Annotated in this window: 10 protein-coding genes; 2 read left to right on the top strand and 8 right to left on the bottom strand. The window is 62.9% G+C overall.

Going from position 1 to position 15,112, the window contains the following annotated elements; all coding sequences use genetic code 11:
* The first annotated feature begins 14 nt into the window (after positions 1-14).
* Complete coding sequence (locus tag J5X93_RS15410) at positions 15-4,601, top strand: Tc toxin subunit A-related protein (protein ID WP_182942983.1); 4,587 nt, start codon at positions 15-17, stop codon at positions 4,599-4,601.
* 103 nt (positions 4,602-4,704) lie between these two features.
* Positions 4,705-8,376: an Ig-like domain-containing protein gene (locus J5X93_RS15405; RefSeq protein WP_182942985.1), complete on the top strand. Its 3,672-nt coding sequence runs from the start codon at positions 4,705-4,707 to the stop codon at positions 8,374-8,376.
* Between the two features lie 56 nt (positions 8,377-8,432).
* Here J5X93_RS15405 and J5X93_RS15400 read toward each other — a convergent pair whose 3' ends face one another.
* The 8 genes from J5X93_RS15400 to J5X93_RS15365 form a co-directional block, all read right to left on the bottom strand.
* On the bottom strand, positions 8,433-9,044 hold the full coding sequence (locus J5X93_RS15400; protein ID WP_102081861.1) for a cell wall hydrolase: 612 nt from the start codon (positions 9,042-9,044) through the stop codon (positions 8,433-8,435).
* 49 nt (positions 9,045-9,093) lie between these two features.
* On the bottom strand, positions 9,094-10,011 hold the full coding sequence (locus J5X93_RS15395; RefSeq protein ID WP_182942988.1) for an AEC family transporter: 918 nt from the start codon (positions 10,009-10,011) through the stop codon (positions 9,094-9,096).
* A 132-nt stretch (positions 10,012-10,143) separates the two neighbouring features.
* Positions 10,144-10,275: a hypothetical protein gene (locus tag J5X93_RS28320; protein WP_269475619.1), complete on the bottom strand. Its 132-nt coding sequence runs from the start codon at positions 10,273-10,275 to the stop codon at positions 10,144-10,146.
* A gap of 426 nt (positions 10,276-10,701) precedes the next feature.
* The gene (locus J5X93_RS15385) at positions 10,702-11,628 is read right to left on the bottom strand and encodes a LysR family transcriptional regulator (protein ID WP_232092084.1); all 927 of its coding nucleotides are present in this window, start codon (positions 11,626-11,628) and stop codon (positions 10,702-10,704) included.
* A gap of 66 nt (positions 11,629-11,694) precedes the next feature.
* Positions 11,695-12,570, bottom strand: coding sequence for a metal ABC transporter substrate-binding protein (locus J5X93_RS15380; RefSeq protein ID WP_102081862.1), 876 nt, complete (start codon positions 12,568-12,570; stop codon positions 11,695-11,697).
* Positions 12,567-13,466 carry a metal ABC transporter permease gene (locus J5X93_RS15375; RefSeq protein ID WP_182942990.1) on the bottom strand — a complete coding sequence of 300 codons (900 nt, stop codon included), beginning with the start codon at positions 13,464-13,466 and terminating at the stop codon, positions 12,567-12,569. The genes J5X93_RS15380 and J5X93_RS15375 overlap by 4 nt, the downstream gene beginning before the upstream one ends.
* Complete coding sequence (locus tag J5X93_RS15370; RefSeq protein WP_102081863.1) at positions 13,466-14,212, bottom strand: metal ABC transporter ATP-binding protein; 747 nt, start codon at positions 14,210-14,212, stop codon at positions 13,466-13,468. Before J5X93_RS15370 ends, J5X93_RS15375 begins: the two co-directional genes overlap by 1 nt.
* Positions 14,209-15,111 carry a metal ABC transporter substrate-binding protein gene (locus tag J5X93_RS15365; protein ID WP_182815303.1) on the bottom strand — a complete coding sequence of 301 codons (903 nt, stop codon included), beginning with the start codon at positions 15,109-15,111 and terminating at the stop codon, positions 14,209-14,211. Before J5X93_RS15365 ends, J5X93_RS15370 begins: the two co-directional genes overlap by 4 nt.
* Position 15,112 lies beyond the last annotated feature (1 nt).

Below are 15,112 nucleotides of genomic sequence, written 5' to 3'. Positions count from 1 at the left end.
CAACCGAGGTCTCCATGAGCAATGCATTGACCCATAAACTGGCCGAGCAGTGGCGCGACGCCCTCAGTGCCTATGTCATCCACCACGTGCTGCCGGACCAATCCCAGGCCGCTTCGCTCAACATGTTGACAGCCGAGCATCTGGATCGGTACTTCATGATGGACACGCAGGTCACCTCTGCCGTGACCACCTCTTACCTGGCGCAGGCACTGGCCACGACGCAGACATACATCAATTCGGTATTGGGCAACCTCGAGCCTGGCTACGACCATGACTTCTCTGCGAAATTGATCCGCTTCTGGCAACAGGCGATGTCGAACTATTCGCTATGGGCCGCCTACCAGATGCTGGAGGATTATCCGGAGAACTACATCCGCGCCGAGATGCGCCTGGACAAGACCGAGCCATTCAAGACCCTGGAAAACGATCTGGGGCAAGGCAAGATCAACGATGCGAACGTGCAGAACGCGTTGTTGACTTACCTCAAGCACTACGAGTACCAGAACAGCATCCGCGTGCAGTCCGGCTACATCGATTACCGAGGTGATCATGAGGATGGCGAGCGCTTCGACGGCTATACCTTCGCCAATTCGGACTACTACCTGCTGGGCAAGGATACGGCGACGCCCGCGCGTTATTACTGGCGAAAAGTCGCCGTGCGCCTGGATCAGACCTCCTCGATCATTCAACCCGATGCCTGGACGGAGTGGCACGCGATCTCCATGCCGACTAGCACCAAGGTGATCCTGGCCCGCCTGGTGCTGTTCTGCGGCCGGTTGCATCTGGTCTGGATGCACCATGGCGAGCCGGTGCAGGAGCAGCCTGAGGGCGGCAAGGAAACCAAGCGCTATACCCTGAAACTGGAAGTCATGCACCTGGGGCTTGACAACCAGTGGACGACGCCGGAAACGCTTTGGAGCGTGATAACCGACCCGATAGACAACAACAAAGAGCTGGACACGACGCCATACCGACTGTTGACGGTAGCCGTTGCCCGATCGCATGGCAGTGACGATGAGCTGTGCGTCGCGTTACGCGGGGAGGCGGGCGCACAGTTGTTCAATGTCCAGCGTGACGTGCTCAAACGTGAGGCAGCGCCGCACCTGGCCTTTGACAAAGAGTCCCTGAATCGTCTGTTCGAGCATTTCGAAGACAAGAACGGCCACCTGTCGTTCCAGCGCCGCATGACCAACAGCAAGTGGTCGATCAGAAGCGTGATGCCTTCACCAGGCGGCGATCCCTGCCTTGATCTCGATGCATTGTTGGAGGAGCAAGGCGATGGCCAGCATCAATTGCATCTGCGTGGCCGCTCCTCGCAAGTGAAGACTACGCCCAAGCCTGTGGCAGTGTACGTAGCCCGTGTATTGAAAATCGCAGAGGGTGTCTGGATGCGCGCCCAGGTGCACACCACCCCTGCAGGCACGGTCGAATTCCGTTGCATGATGAACAAGGCGCCTCAGTTCCAAGTCGTGAAGCTGATCCATCCTGTAGAAGGGGCGGGGGTGAAACTGCTCGGGACCAGCTTCAAGAGGAATTTCTTTGGATGGTATGAAAACTCCGAGGAGGTGAAGTCCGCCGAGCTGCCTGCAGCACTGGCCGAGTACGACGCGCAAGGGGTGAGTCAAGGTGCGGGTTTCAGCGTGCAGATCGACGCTGTCGACGAACAACCCCTGGAAAGCGCTGCCAACTTCATCACCGTTCACGCCGAAACCGCGACTAGCACAAAAATGGAGCTCGGTATTGGTGAGAGCAGTCTCTGGACAGGCACCTTCCTGCTCAACGGCAATGCGGCCACGCCGTGGGTAACTGAGGCTTGGACACCAGAGGGGGTCGAGCGGCCTACGGTTAAGGTCACACTAAAACCGTTCACGGCCGGCGCCAGGGCCGACGAAGGTGTCAGCAAACAAACCGATTTCACTTTGACAATGGGCCTTCTGGTCGAGATCAGCCAGGCCACCATGCCCTACATTGCACGCCAGGAAAGCGGCACCGATTTTCTGGTGTTCGAAAGCATCGGTCAGCTCGCAACAGGGCAACGCAAGCCCCTGGTCGCACGCCTTAATTCCCAGCATGTACCGGACTTGATCAATCGCGCCCAGGCCTCGTCTGAGGCGGTGTTCGACTGGGACGCCCAGCACTTGCGCGAGCCGGCCTACGTCGAAGGGGCCAACAGCAAGGGCTATGGCGGTTGGTTGCGTAGCCAGGAAGATGCGCCAATGGATGCCTACGACGCCAACGGTCTGTACTTGCGCGAGCTGTTCTTCCACGTTCCGCACTTGATCGCCTCGCGTTTGCAGGAAGAAGAACGCTACGAAGAAGCCCGCCGCTGGCTGGGCCTGATCTTCGATCCGCAGCGCAAGCAGCCGTCGACGGAAAACCCAGGGCTTGAGTACTGGAACTGCGCCTGGATCATGGCCCAGGACACCCCGGCGGCCGGCCTGGAACACCAATTGCTCGATCCACATACCATTGCGTTGCATGCACCTTCTCATTATCGCAAAGCGATTTTCCACCAGTACGTGCACCTGCTGATCGGCGAGGCCGACCTACATTATCGTCAGCCGACCCGTGACAGCCTGGCCGCCGCCTGGCTGCTCTATCGAAGGGCGGCCGACTTGATGGGCGAAGCGCCGAATGCGCGTGCGATCAACACCTGGCAACCCCAGACCGTGGCGCAACTGCTCGGCACATCGCGTGGGGGACAATTGCTGGCCTGTCAGGCACAGGTGCGTGCCCCGGCGGACCTGCCCAAGCGCCTGGCTACGTTCGTGTGGACCGGCGTGGCGGCGCACGAAGCTTTCCGCCTGCCCGTCAATCAGCACCTGATCGATACCTGGCAACTGCTGGAGCAGCGCTTTTACAACTTGCGCCACTATCTGACGATCGATGGTCAACCGCTGCTGCTGCCACTGTATGCGCCTGCGGCCAATCCGTTCGATTTGCTCATGGCAAGGATGGGTGGCAATGCCAGCCTGTCGCACCTGCTGGGGTATCGCACCGTGGTGCCGCCGTATCGCTTCCGTACCATCGCCGCAAAGGCCCATGAAGTGGTCACGGCGCTGATCCAGTTCGGCGAGCAACTGCGTGGCTTGATGGAGCAGGAAGAGCGTACCGAACTGGAAGCCTTGCAGTTCCAGCAGGCGGCGGAGATCGCCAGCTACACCATTGGCATCCAGGAGCAGCTCTATCACCAGCAGCAAAAGAGCCAGGACGTATTGCAGGCGCAACGGGTCGCCACCGAGCTGCGTCAGGCGCACTACACCAAGCTCTACGAGGATCACATCTCCGACGGGGAATACGCGGCAATGAGCTTGCATGGCATCGGTCGCAGCCTGACGCACGTAGGCACCGGCGTGGTCGGGCTAGCCCACTTGGCGGAACTGGCGCCCAACACGTTCGGGTTGGCAAACGGTGGTATGCGCTACAAGGCCCCGATGACGGCGATAGGGCATGGGATGCAGGCAGCGGGCGGGCAGATGGTCACGGCGGCTGAACTACTGCGTGAAACCGAAGGCTACCGCCGCCGCCGCCAAGAATGGCAGCTGCAAGCCAAACTGGCGGGCAAAGAGCTCCATGTCCTAGACAAGCAGCTGGACGCTCAACAGCATGCCACGTTGGCCGCCGAGCAGGCGCTGGCACATAGCCGCAAGGCGCTGGCCCATACCCAGCAGCTGTATGCCTACTACCAGAACAAGTCCACCAGCGTGTCGCTGTACCGCTGGTTGCGCTCGCAGACCGCGACCCTGCAGGCAACCCTGTTCGACGTGGCGGTCAGCCTGTGCAACAGCGCCGAGGCATGCTGGCAGTTCGAGACCGGCCAGTTCGACAAGCGCATCGTCCGGGCGCCGATCTGGCAGGCGGACCGCTATGGCCTCAATGCCGGCAACGAACTGCGGTTGGACCTGCACCGCCTGGAATCCGAAGCGCTGCTGCGCAACGAGCGGCACCTGGAGGTGCACAAGACGGTTTCCTTGCAGGCGCTGCTCGACAAAGGCCTGGTATCCACCAAGGACGGTACCCCCGTCGAGGAGGGAGCCCGGCTTGGCGAGCTGCTCAGTGAGCATGGCGAAGTGGCGTTCTCGCTGTCCGAGACGCTGTTCAACGAGGACTACCCCGGCCATTACCTGCGCCGCCTGCACAGCGTGGCGCTGTCGATGCCTGCCCTGCTTGGGCCGTATCAGAACATCCGCGCGACGCTGACTCAGACGCAGAGCCGCTTGTTGGTCAAGCCCGACATCGAGGGCGTGAAGTTCCTGACGCCCAAGGCGACCCGGGCCGATGACCAGGGCGACGGCAGTAACGTGATGATGAGCCTGCGCGCGCGGCAACAGGTGTGCCTGTCGTCCGCCAACCAGGATATCGGGATGGTCGGCAATCCAGAGGCTGACGACCGCTACCGGCCCTTCGAGGGTACCGGAGCAGTATCGGACTGGCTCCTGCGGTTCCCACGGCATACCCAGCAGGCCGACACCCTGGCGAGCCTGAGCGACGTCATCCTCGAGGTTCGCTACCACGCCCTGCATGGCGGGCCGCTGTTTGAAGAGGCGGTCGAGCAATTGCTGGCAACGGACCCGAAACGCACGCGCTCACTGCCGGCCTGAAACGAAGGCATCTACGCAACTTTTGACATTTTCATCCGCCGCGCCCAGGCAAGGAAGGGCCTTGCCCGGGCATTCGGCAGATCTACAACACCTTGGAGCAACCATGTCCTTTGCAATGAACGGCAATATTGATTCATCGACACGCGGCCACAACTTGGTCCAGGCCGATTCGTTTCCCCTGGGCTCGATCAGCGAGTTCGCTGAGTCGGAAGCGACTGTCTGGAAAGCCCACAACAGCCGATATTCCCACTATGAAGATTCCAGTGGCATGCCTTACGTGGGGCTTACCTATGACCAGCAGCTTTGGCAAATCATCGAGCTTCCTGTCCAAGCCGCCGTCGAGGGACGCCCTGAGTACTGGCTGGGCTGCGAGTACGATGCCACTGCATTCGAAGAGTGCTGGCTTCGGGTCTACGATGCCGACGAGGATGGGAAGGGGCACTTCTATGAAGGCGTCATGCAAGGCAAACCGTTGGAGCTGATTCAGCCGATCGATGAAGCGCCTTCGGTCATTCCGGCCAAACCGGATGCCACCTGGCATGTTTTGTCCGAGCGCCGCATCGCGATACCGGAAGGCGTTCGCCGGCTGCGCGTGCAGTTCGAAACGCCGGAAAATAAGGGTCCCTATCTCTATCTCAGAAAAGTGACCTCTCACTTGCGCCTGCCGATGTTCAACGACGCGAGTGAGCTTCAGCTCTTGGTTGAGCGTCCTGGCGATGACCCGATCGTCCAGGCTGAAAGACCGTTTCTGCTGTGTCACGGCGCCACTCACCGCCTGCAGGTGAAGGTGCCGGCTGGCGACGCCTGGGAAGCACAAAAAACCAGCCTGCTATGGATGGGCACCGATCAACTGCCGATCGAGTACGGCCTGGAAGCTGAGCCTGGGTTCAACCGTGGTGGCGACGAGGAGGACCGCTACCAGCCGCTGTCCAGCACAGACGGGGCCTGCTGGAGGCTGACCGCCGATGCCACGTTGGCCGAAGGGGATCTGCCCCCTGACATCCCTTTGGGGCTGGGCAGCTACTGGCAGGCGGAGAAACACCCCATCGCGGCCCAGATAGGGGATTTCCATCACATCATCGAAGAGATCCGCTGGGATTTCATCGTGCCCGTCGTTGGCGAAAACTCCACCACTTTGACTGCCATCGTGAAAAACCCCTTCGCACCTGATCGGCCTGTAGTCGGCCAGGAGGTCATCTGGTCCTACCGAGGTAAGCAGCATGTCAGCCAGACCGACGCCAACGGCCACGCCACGCTGACTTATATCCCTGAACTGGGAGATGCAGGTGAGGCGAACCAGGTGATTTTCGCTGCACAGTGCAAGGATGCACTGCAGCACACCAGCAGCGCTGAACGTACCTTGCCGGTCTTCGACGAGTCCCCTTGGCTCAAACAGGTGGAGGTCACGCTCGATGGCAAGCCAATTGCCGACCTGTCGGCCCTGGCCCTGCGCCTGACCCGGGGTACGCGTCACACGCTGACGCTCAAGCCCACGAGCGCCGAGAGCTATTTTGTCGGCAAGGACATCGCCCTGAGCTGGCCGGATGAGTCGAAGTTGGGCATCACCCTTGAGCCGAAGGCTGATGTTGCGCAGCGCATGGGCGAGGACGGTATCAGCTGGACGATCGAAGGCGGTACCGGCATAAGTGGTCTGTTCAGCTTGTACGCCAAGGAAGTCGCCGAGGCAGGCCTGAAAGTGCCGCTCTCGCTCTTGGGTGTTCAGCTGTCGACCGACCTTCACGATGAGGCCGTTCTGAAACTAGGGGAGGGCGAGCCTGTAAGCCCAACGATATTCCGCCGGGAAATGGCACAAAAGATCGGTTTTGCGATCCGGCCTGGCAGCCCGCTGAAGGAGTTGGGCCTCGAATTCTGGTTGGATTTCGATGTCAGCGGCACGCTGGCCGAGGCGGATGTCCACGCTGTTCCAGACTATCGCAAGCGTTTCACCGACTTGAGCGCCCCGGCCTGGAGCCTCACCGGACAGAGCGCCAGCGGTATTTTCGGCGTGCAGGTCCATATGGAGGGTTTCACCACACCGCTGAAGCTGAGCAATGCTCTGCTGTTGTCATTGGACTTGAACGACGAAGTCGAGATGACTGTCGACGGTAGTGCGCAGACCGATTCGATAACGTTCCGACGCAAGGTGCCGCAAACGATCAGTTTCAAGCCCAAGAAAAACAGCCCCATAAGCCAGTCGAAACTCAAGTATTGGCTCGCCTTCGATGACTCCGGTTCGCTGAGCAGCCAGCAGGTAGGGTCCGTTCCAAACTATGGCAACCAATTCAGTGGCCACACCAATCCGGCATGGACGGTCACGGGAACGGACGTCAGCGGCACCTTTGGTCTGCAATTGCACATGGAAGGCTTCACGACGCCTGTGAAGCGAGGACTTTGGCTGCTTCTGTCGCAAAAGGTGGAGGATGAATTCGATCTTTTGTTGGAAGGTTCGCCTGCGACTGAGGTGGGGTACTTCTGGCGGGGCCAGCCGCAGCGGGTCACGCTCAAGCCCAAGGACACGAGCCCGTTGAGCGCAGGTACGGCGCTTAAAAGCCGACTGCAATTCCGTGATGCCCAAAGTTTGCCCGTATCGAAGCTGGTGGCGAACCCGGATTACGGTGTCCCGCGCCCGATACCGGTCGATGGCAACGAATGGACACTGACTGGGGCGTCGGATACCAGTGGACGGTTCGGTCTGGAAGTCTGGGTGGAGGACTTCGATACCCCAAGGGTGCTGTCCACAGCTGTACTGATGTCGAGCCACTTGGACGATGAAGTGGATTACACGTTGTCAGGCTCCGATATAAGCGAACCGCCCATCTTCCGACGCAATGTGGGGCGCACGATCAGCTTGAAGCCCAAAGCTGGCAGCCCGCTCACCCAGTTGGATCTCGTCGCCCGTCTGTCATTCAACGATGGCGGCACGTTGAAGCAGACCGATATGAACGCTGTACCTGGATATGGTCAGCCCACGACGGTCGCCAAAGGACTGAACTGGACATTGACCGGGACAGATGTCAGTGGCGTGTTCGGTGTAACGGTGACGATGGAGCGATTCCAAACGCCCTTTGTGCTTGGAACGTGCGGGCTGTTGTCTACCCGGCTCGAAGACGATGTGAGTAACGGCCAACGCACAGGTGTATTCATCAAGCGGGGGGCGAAAAATCCTCGCGGGGCGGAGGCGACCTATCCTGCAGACAGCCCGCTCATAACGCTGGGGGCCAAACTGTCGCTCAAGATCACTGACAGTACCACTGGACTCGTGACTGCCGTGCCAAGCGAAGGCAAGCCGGCGGACATGAATGCGACGGGTGTCACCAGCTGGGCGTTGACAGGCGCCTCCTCGAAAAGTGGTCAAGGCATGGCGAACATCCATTGCTCGCTTTACCCGGACTCTTTCATCAAGGCGAATCTGTTCTTCGTGCACATGCCTGATATCGCGGATGAAGTGGAGATATCCTGGAAGGGCGTTGTGATACCACGAGCTAAGTGGACAGAAAATGCCTTTGAAATAACCGCCAAAGCAGAAAAGCTGTCGTTCAGGTTCAAGAACTTCAAGGGCGATCCTCTCGGACTCAAAATAGAGCGTCTGACGTCCGATGCAACGGTGACCTGTAATCCTGGCGTGTCTTCGAGTGTGCCGGCGTCCAAAGGCTATTGGGAAATAAAGGGAGCCACTGACCGCAAACGCACCTGCTCGATGCAAATCAGTGTGACCTATAACTCGACAACGATCGGGCTGGGCGGGTTCACCCTCTGGTCATCGGTGATGCCTTGAGAGAACAGGCGCGCTTTCAGCATCGCCTGGGAAGGGCAGGTCGATGATCCGTGCGGTCACCGTGCCAACGCCTGATTAGGCCTGTAAAACAAGAAATGCGTGGTCTCGGCCGTCTTGCGATAGGCCTTGGCCCACTGCGGCCGCACCGTGCGGTCATGGAAATACAGCGCGCCGCCCGTGGGGTCCTTCAACTGCTGGTTGAGGGCCTTGCGGGCGATTTCTTTGGCCAGGGCATAGCGCTGCTCCTCCTCGACCTGATCAGGTCGCCCATCGCACCACCAGGAAAACTGGCAGGCCTTGGTTTCCACCCCTTGCTTGACCACCCCGCAAATCGTATCGGGGAAGCCTTCGTGGCCCAGACGGTTGAGCACCACACTGGCCACGGCGCTCATGTCCTGGGCGTTGGCGCCTTTCGATTCCCAATAGATGGTGCGCGCAAGGCAGGTGATGCTGTCATCCAACGGCGCCTGGCCGGCGGGGTCGACCGCTTTCACTTCACCGGGCGTGAGGGTTTCTTTCTTCTTGGGCGGTGGCGCGTCATCGACCACTTTCTCTTCCAGCACTTGCGCCTTGTCCTCGGCCACGGCGGCCTTGGGGCTGTCGGCTGCGTGCAGCGGGCCTGCGAGCAGGGCCAGGGTCAGGCCGAACACCAGCGACGAGGTGCGCATGGTCGAGTTTTCCGCGAGGTGAGGTGAATCACAGTCTAGCCAAGCGGATTCAACTCAGCGCCAGGCTCAGCACCAGTGGCAGGGTGACGGCGGCAGCGACGGTCTGCAGGGCGATGATCGTGGCCATCAGCGGTGCGTTGCCGCCCATCTGTCTGGCCATCACATAGGACGACGACGCGGTCGGCAGGGCCTGGAACAGCACGGCCACCACCGCCGCCTGACCGCCCAGGCCCAACAGTCGGCACAGGCCCCAGGTGGTCAGTGGCATCACCAGGAACTTGAACGCCGAGGCCGCCACCAAGGGCCGCACCTGCCGGCCCAGGCGAGCGCCGCCCAGCGCTGCGCCCACGCACAATAACCCCAGGGGCAGGGCGGCCTGGCCCAGGGCCTTGACCGTGGGCTCGAGCCCAGGCGGCAGGCCCAGCCCGGTCACCCGCAACAGCAGGCCGCCGGCGCAGCCGACAATCAACGGGTTAGCGAAGATCGCCCGCAGCACCGTGATTGGTGAGCTGTGCCGGTCGCTGAAACGGGCGAACACCAGCACACACAGCAGGTTCACCAACGGCACGATGGCAGCGTTGGCCACCGCCGCCAGAGCGATGCCGGCACTGCCGTAAAGACCTGCGGCGAGGGTGGCACCGATGTAGTTGTTGAAGCGCACGCCCCCCTGGAACACCGAGGTGAAGTCAGCGCCGTCGTGGTTGACCGCGCCCTGGTAGAGCACCAGCAGCAGCGCGCCGAGCACGGTCGAAAGCATCAACACGCCGACCATGCCCAACACTGGCACGCCGTCCAGGTTGGCCGTGGCCAGGCCATGCAGAAACAAAGCGGGCAGCAGCACGTAGTAGCTCAGACGCTCGGCACCGGGCCAGAACGTCTCGCCCAGAACCCCCCGCAGCCGCAGCACGGTGCCCAAGGCGATCAGCAGGATGATGGGGAGCAGGGTAGTCAGGAGCAGAGGGAGCATGGCGGCAGTCCGTGTCGGGTTCCGGCACAGACTAGCCGCGCCAGTCAGCATAAAAAAACGTTGTTTTCTGCAGTGACCCTTGAGGAAAACTGCACGGTCAGCGGTCAGCGTCTCGTGCAGTCACAGCCATGGCTAGTCGATGGTCTTTGTCACCTGCTGTCTCTCCAGCCCATCCAGCAGCGCCTCCACCAATGCCTTGCCGGCCTCCAGTGCATGGTCATTGCCCAGCAGCAGGTCATGGCAGGTGCCGTCGGTTATTTGCAAGGCTTTGAGGTTGCTGGCGCAGGCGCCTTTGAGCAGGGAACTGAGATGGACCAGGGCGTCTTCGAGTTCGACGCCAGCGCAGACGCTGAAAAGGGGAGGATGGCTGTGTTCGCAGCTGCCGAATGCGGCGGAGCCGTGGTGCTGCGGTGGGGTGGGTCCGGGATGGCTTTCGTCATTGTGTCGCTCCTTGATTCAATGGAGCCGCCACAATTCGCTACCAAACGAATGGTGACGGCTGTACGCAGGTTGGTAGGCCGGGAATCAAGGAAACCGGCGCGCACGAGTGCGCCCTACGCACAGCCGCCATGACACGAAACAGCCAGGCACTAAAAAAGCGCCAGCTGAAACGCAGAGCGGGCGCTTGTGCGCCTTGATTGATCGCGGGCTACCAAACCCGGCTGCTGGATTGACAGCAGCGCGCACAGGTTACCGGCCCAGGGCAGGCGATTCAAGGCGCGATTCCGGCAGGGGGCCGCTGCGCGGCTCATCGCAGGCCTCCAACGCGGTCTTGAGCACGGCGCTCAGGTGCCGCCGCTGGCTCTTCTCATGCTCGAGCAACACCACCCGGCGGACTAGCTGCGGCTCGCCGAACGGCAGGCGGATGGCCGGGGGCAGGCGTTCGAGGTCGTCGTCGGCCATGGGGATGATCGCGACCCCAAGCCCCATGGCCGCCATGCGCGCGAGCGCCTCCTGGCTGTCCAGCTCCATCTGTTCGTGCACTTGCAAGTGCTGGCGGCGCAGCTCCTGTTCGATCTGCCGCCCGGCCCAGGCGCGCTTGTCAAAACGCAAGAAGGGCTGGCTGGCGAGCAGCTCGGGCAGGCTTTGGCCAGCAAGCTCGGGGCTGGCGATGGCCCAGAAGCGGTCTTCGAACAGCGGGGTGTGGTTCAGGCTCTGAGGGTAGGGTGGCACTGGCTCGGTGGTGATCGCCGCATCCAGCTCGCCGTCCTCCACGCGCCGGGCCAGCTCAGCTGACATGCCGGAAAAAACGCTGATGTGCAGCTGCGGATGATGGGCTTTGATCCACACCAGCGCCTTGGGCAGGCGCCGGGCCAGCACTGTGTGGATCGCCCCGAGGCGCAGGCGCCCCCGCAGGCTCGGGCCATTGGCCAGGGCATCGGCCAGCTCGTCATAGGCGGCCAGGATGCTTTCGGCGCGGGCCACGGCCAGTTGCCCGGCCTCGGTCAGTACCACCTGACGCCGGCTGCGGTCGAACAGCGGGACCTGCAGTTCGTCCTCGAGGGTCTTGATGTGCAGGCTCACCGCCGAGGGCGTCAGGCTGAGCAGATCGGCGGCGCGGGCGAAGGTACCGTGGCGGGCGATGGTCACCAGGGTGCGCAGGGCTTTGAGGGACACGCAGGCGGCTCCGGGCTGGAATGAGCGCACGTTACAAGTTCGCAGCCGCGCACGGCAAGGGCCGGCTCAGCCTTGGCGCAACGCGGCCACCACCTGCTCGACGCTGGCCTTGAGGCCACCGACGGTGTCGTCCGGGTCGCTGTCGAGCACCAGCAACCGGGCGCCCGCGGCCTTGATCGCCTCGGCCACCGGAGGGGCGGGCTGGCGGTGGTGCAGCACCAGGGCCACGTCCTGGGCCTTGAGGGTGTCGCCCAAGGCCTTGAGGTCGGCCTCGTGCCAGGTGTCCTGGACGGGCACCGGTTGCTCCACCACATCCAGGTTCAGACCGCTGGCCAGGTAACCCAGGCGGTCGGACAAACTCACCACGCTCAGGTTATCGACCTCGGCCAACTGCGTCTGGGCCTCGGCGGCCAGGCTCAGCAACTGACGCTTGAGGCTGGCGAGGTTGGCCTGGATCTTTGCTTTGTCCGCCGGCGACAGGCGCTCCAGGTCATTGGCCACCACGTCGGCCATGCGCCCGAGGTTGGTCGGGTTGAGCCAAGGGTAGGCGGTGAAGGCGTCTTCACCTGTGACCGCGATGCCCGGCAGCGCACCATCGACCGGCCGCGCCGCATCGATCTCGACGATACGGATGTTGCTGCGCCGGGCCATGGGGTAGAGCGGGTCGTCGCGCCAGATCGAGCGCACGCCGATCACCGCGTCGGCCTGTTGCGCCGCCTTGTGCAGACTGGCGCCGCCCCGGCCGCTGAAGTACGACGGCTGGCGCGTGGCTGGCAAGTTGGCCGGTGCTGCGCGCTTGAGCTGCACCGAGGTGCCGTCGAGCAGAGCCTGCGCCAGGCTGTGGGTGACCGGTAATGTGGTGAGTACTTCGGTGCTGTAGGAGAGCGTGGGCACGCCGGCCAGGGCGAGGGCCAGCGTCAGGTGCTTGAGGGAGAGGGTCATGCCGGGTTTCCTTGCAGGCGGGGGACGAGGGCGCGGGCCAGGGCGGCGAGGGCGAAGCACCCGCCGGCCACCAGGATGATCGCCGCGCCCGAGGGCACAGGCAGGTCGAAGACGATCGGCAGCAAGATGCCGAGCAGGGTGCTCAGGGTGGCGATGATCACCGACAGGAAGAAAAACCCCTTGAGCGACTGGCTGACCAGCCGGGCCGCCGCCGCTGGAATCACCAGCAGGGCGCCCACCAGGATCGCCCCGATCACCTTCACCGAGGCCACTGTGACCAGCGTCACCAGCACCACGAACAGGTAGTCCAGGGTCTTGACCGCCACCCCGCGTACCGCCGCCAGTTGCGGGTTGAAGCTGGCCAGCATGATGCGGTTGTAGAGCGGCAGGGCCAGGGCCAGGACCAGGAGCGCGACGATGCCCAGCACCACCAGGTCCTGGGCGCTGACGGTGAGCACCGAGCCGAACAACACGTTCTCCAGAATGTGTACGTTGATCTTGCCGGCCAGCATCAGCAGCAAGCTCGCGCCCAGCGCCAGGGACACCGAGAGGAACACGCCGATCAACGTGTCCGGCGAGAGCCCGGTGCGGTTGCGCAAGAAATTGAGCAGCAGGCCAAACAGCAGGCAGTAGCCGAACAGGCTGCCGTAGGGCCCGGTGTAGGGCTCGCCCAGCAGGATGCCGATGGCCACGCCGGTGAGCGCCGCGTGGCCGACCGCCTCGGAAAAGAAGGCAAAGCGCTTGACCACCACCAGGGTGCCCAGCCCGCCCAGCACCGGGCCGATCATCAGGCCTGCGAGCAGGGCGTTGATCACGAACCCGTAGGCCAGGGCCTCGGGCAGGTAGCCAGCGGTGGCCCAGGCCTGGACCAACTGGCGGAAGGCGTCATAGCTCATCAGGCAAGGCTCCCGCTGCGAGGGTGAACGCTGAACAGGCCAAGCAGGCGCTGCGGTGTGAGGGCCTGGGCGGGTGGGGCGTCGAACAGCACCTGGCGGTTCAGACCGGTGACCCGGTCGGCCAGGCGCAACACGGCTTCAAGGTCGTGCTCGATCCACAGCACCGTGGTACCCGCCTGGCGCCAGGCCGTGAGCAGTTGCTCGAACACCTGGATACCGGCTTCGTCCAGGGCCGACATGGGTTCGTCGAGTACCAGCAGCTGAGGTTCGGGGATCAGCCCTTGGGCCAGCAGCACGCGCTGGCGTTCGCCCCCGGAGAGGGCGCCCATGCGCCGTTTGCGTTTCTCGAGCATGCCGACCCGCGCCAGGGCCGCGTCGATGGCTGGCCGCACGCGACCGGCCAGGCCCAGGAAGGCCGGGCGACGCTGGCACAGGGCGGCCATGAAATCGTCCACGGTCATCGGCAGGCCCCGGTCGAACTCCAGAGCCTGGGGCACATAGCCGATCACTTCGCGCTCGGTCGGCCAGTGCAGGGTCAACTGGCCCTGGTGCGGCATCTGCCCAAGCAAGGTCTTGATCAACGAACTCTTGCCGCCGCCATTGGGGCCGACGATGGCATGCACGCTGCCGGCGGCGACGCTGAAGGCCACGTTTTCGAGAATGCGCGTACGCCCCAGGGTCAGGTCGATGCCGGCGAACTCGATGCGCGGCCCGCAGGCGGCGCCGAGGTGGGCGGCTGCGGTCATGTGCGGGTCTCCTGGATGGCGCGTACCACGGTGTCCAGGTTGCGCTTCATCTCCACCTCGTACTTGTCCTGGGTGTACTCGCCGTAGGAGATGTGGGTCAGCGGGTAAATGCGCACGCCCGCTTCGCGCTGGATGGTGTCGACATAGGCTGACGGGAAGTCCATCTCCGAGAAGATCACCTGCACATCCAAGGCCTTGAGCTGGTCGATGGTCTTCTTGAGCTGCGCCGGGCTCGGCTCGATGCCATGGGCCGGCTCGACCACGGCGGTGACTTCCAGACCGAAGTCGCGCACCAGATAGTCGTAGGCGGCGTGGATGGTGGCTACGCGCAAGGTGGCGTCCGGTGCCTGGGTGACCTGGGCCAGGGCCTCGGCGCGCAGCGTGCGCAGGCGCTTGGCGTAGGCGCGGGCGTTCTGGGTGTAGGCCTTGGCGTTGTCCGGGTCGAGCTTGCCCAGCTCGCGGGCGATGTTGTTGACCTGGGCGATGGTCGCGCTGATCGACAGGAAAGTGTGCGGGTTGACCACCTTGCCCGCGCCCCGGGCGGCGATCCCGGTGGCGGCCAGCAGCGGCACGTTGGCGTTGGACTCGATGGTCTTGATATCGGGTTTTTCGCTGGCGGCGATCATGCGGTCGGCAAAGTCATCGTGGCCCACACCGTTGAGCACGATCACATCCAGGGTGCCGATGCGCTTGATGTCTTCGGCCCGCGGCTCGTAGGCATGGGGGTTGAAGCCTGCCGGAATCAGCGGCACCACCTCGGCCTTGTCGCCGACGATATTGGACACATAGCTGTAGTAGGGGTGCAGGGTGATGCCGATGCGCAGGGGCTTGCCGTTGTCGGCCTGGGCCAGGGCCGGCAAGGCGCAGGCCAACAGCAGGGTGAGGACGAAGCGGAGCATG

It is taken from the genome of Pseudomonas sp. BYT-1 (assembly GCF_023611805.1).
GTDB lineage: Bacteria > Pseudomonadota > Gammaproteobacteria > Pseudomonadales > Pseudomonadaceae > Aquipseudomonas > Aquipseudomonas guariconensis.
Note: the sequence above shows the minus strand (reverse complement) of the source record. Positions and strands in the feature narration are given on the sequence as shown.